1 rRNA gene is annotated in these 2961 nt (G+C 52.2%); it reads right to left on the reverse strand.

What is annotated here, in order from left to right:
• Positions 1 to 28 precede the first annotated feature (28 nt).
• Positions 29 to 2938 (reverse strand): 23S ribosomal RNA (locus tag FCL49_RS24535).
• Positions 2939 to 2961: the final 23 nt, after the last annotated feature.

The following is a 2961-nucleotide window of genomic DNA, read 5'->3' on the forward strand; positions in this document are numbered from 1 at the left end:
TCTCAAATCAAAACACTTTTGGTGTTGTAAGGTTAAGTCTCACGGATCATTAGTACTGGTTAGCTCAATGCATCGCTGCACTTACACACCCAGCCTATCAACGTCTTAGTCTTAAACGTTCCTTCAGGGGAATCAAGTTCCCAGGGAAGACTCATCTCGAGGCAAGTTTCGCGCTTAGATGCTTTCAGCGCTTATCTTTTCCGCACTTAGCTACCGGGCAATGCCATTGGCATGACAACCCGAACACCAGTGGTGCGTTCACTCCGGTCCTCTCGTACTAGGAGCAACCCCTCTCAATCTTCCAACGCCCACGGCAGATAGGGACCGAACTGTCTCACGACGTTCTAAACCCAGCTCGCGTACCACTTTAAATGGCGAACAGCCATACCCTTGGGACCTACTTCAGCCCCAGGATGTGATGAGCCGACATCGAGGTGCCAAACACCGCCGTCGATATGAACTCTTGGGCGGTATCAGCCTGTTATCCCCGGAGTACCTTTTATCCGTTGAGCGATGGCCCTTCCATTCAGAACCACCGGATCACTAAGACCTACTTTCGTACCTGCTCGAGCCGTCACTCTCGCAGTCAAGCTAGCTTATGCCTTTGCACTAACCTCACGATGTCCGACCGTGATTAGCTAACCTTCGTGCTCCTCCGTTACTCTTTGGGAGGAGACCGCCCCAGTCAAACTACCCACCAGACACTGTCCTCACCCCGGATTACGGGGCCGAGTTAGAACATCAAACATTAAAGGGTGGTATTTCAAGGTTGGCTCCACGCAGACTGGCGTCCACGCTTCAAAGCCTCCCACCTATCCTACACATCAAGGCTCAATGTTCAGTGTCAAGCTATAGTAAAGGTTCACGGGGTCTTTCCGTCTTGCCGCGGGTACACTGCATCTTCACAGCGAGTTCAATTTCACTGAGTCTCGGGTGGAGACAGCCTGGCCATCATTACGCCATTCGTGCAGGTCGGAACTTACCCGACAAGGAATTTCGCTACCTTAGGACCGTTATAGTTACGGCCGCCGTTTACTGGGGCTTCGATCAAGAGCTTCGCCTTGCGGCTGACCCCATCAATTAACCTTCCAGCACCGGGCAGGCGTCACACCGTATACGTCCACTTTCGTGTTTGCACAGTGCTGTGTTTTTATTAAACAGTTGCAGCCAGCTGGTATCTGCGACTGGCTTCGGCTCCGAGAGCAAGTCTCTTCACCTACGCGCCAGCGTGCCTTCTCCCGAAGTTACGGCACCATTTTGCCTAGTTCCTTCACCCGAGTTCTCTCAAGCGCCTTGGTATTCTCTACCTGACCACCTGTGTCGGTTTGGGGTACGATTCTGTGTTACCTGATGCTTAGAGGCTTTTCCTGGAAGCTTGGCATCAACTACTTCTGCACCGTAGTGCATCGTCATCACGCCTCAGGGTTGAATAAGTAACCGGATTTACCAGGTCACTCCCCCTACACGCTTAAACCGGGACAACCGTCGCCCGGCTAGCCTAGCCTTCTCCGTCCCCCCTTCGCAGTAACACCGAGTACAGGAATATTAACCTGTTTCCCATCGACTACGCCTTTCGGCCTCGCCTTAGGGGTCGACTCACCCTGCCCCGATTAACGTTGGACAGGAACCCTTGGTCTTCCGGCGAGCGGGTTTTTCACCCGCTTTATCGTTACTTATGTCAGCATTCGCACTTCTGATACCTCCAGCAACCCTCACAGGCCACCTTCAACGGCTTACAGAACGCTCCCCTACCCAACAACGCCTAAGCGTCGCTGCCGCAGCTTCGGTGCATGGTTTAGCCCCGTTACATCTTCCGCGCAGGCCGACTCGACCAGTGAGCTATTACGCTTTCTTTAAATGATGGCTGCTTCTAAGCCAACATCCTGGCTGTCTATGCCTTCCCACATCGTTTCCCACTTAACCATGACTTTGGGACCTTAGCTGGCGGTCTGGGTTGTTTCCCTCTTCACGACGGACGTTAGCACCCGCCGTGTGTCTCCCGTGATAACATTCTTCGGTATTCGGAGTTTGCATCGGTTTGGTAAGCCGGGATGGCCCCCTAGCCGAAACAGTGCTCTACCCCCGAAGATGAGTTCACGAGGCGCTACCTAAATAGCTTTCGGGGAGAACCAGCTATCTCCCGGTTTGATTGGCCTTTCACCCCCAGCCACAAGTCATCCGCTAATTTTTCAACATTAGTCGGTTCGGTCCTCCAGTTAGTGTTACCCAACCTTCAACCTGCCCATGGCTAGATCACCGGGTTTCGGGTCTATACCTTGCAACTATTCGCCCAGTTAAGACTCGGTTTCCCTACGGCTCCCCTATACGGTTAACCTTGCTACAAAATATAAGTCGCTGACCCATTATACAAAAGGTACGCAGTCACCCAACAAAGTAGGCTCCCACTGCTTGTACGTACACGGTTTCAGGTTCTATTTCACTCCCCTCGCCGGGGTTCTTTTCGCCTTTCCCTCACGGTACTGGTTCACTATCGGTCAGTCAGGAGTATTTAGCCTTGGAGGATGGTCCCCCCATATTCAGACAGGATGTCACGTGTCCCGCCCTACTCATCGAACTCACAATTAATGCATTTTAGTGTACGGGACTATCACCCTTTACTGTGCGACTTTCCAGACGCTTCCACTAACACAAGAACTGATTCAGGTTCTGGGCTCCTCCCCGTTCGCTCGCCGCTACTGGGGGAATCTCGGTTGATTTCTTTTCCTCGGGGTACTTAGATGTTTCAGTTCCCCCGGTTCGCCTCATACGACTATGTATTCATCGTATGATAGTGCAACGAATTGCACTGGGTTTCCCCATTCGGGTATCGCCGGTTATAACGGTTTATATCACCTTACCGACGCTTATCGCAGATTAACACGCCCTTCATCGCCTCTGACTGCCTAGGCATCCACCGTGTACGCTTAGTCACTTAACCTCACAACCCAAAAGTGTTTCCAC

Origin of the sequence: Serratia proteamaculans (assembly GCF_013337185.1) — a bacterium.
Lineage (GTDB): Bacteria > Pseudomonadota > Gammaproteobacteria > Enterobacterales > Enterobacteriaceae > Serratia > Serratia proteamaculans_D.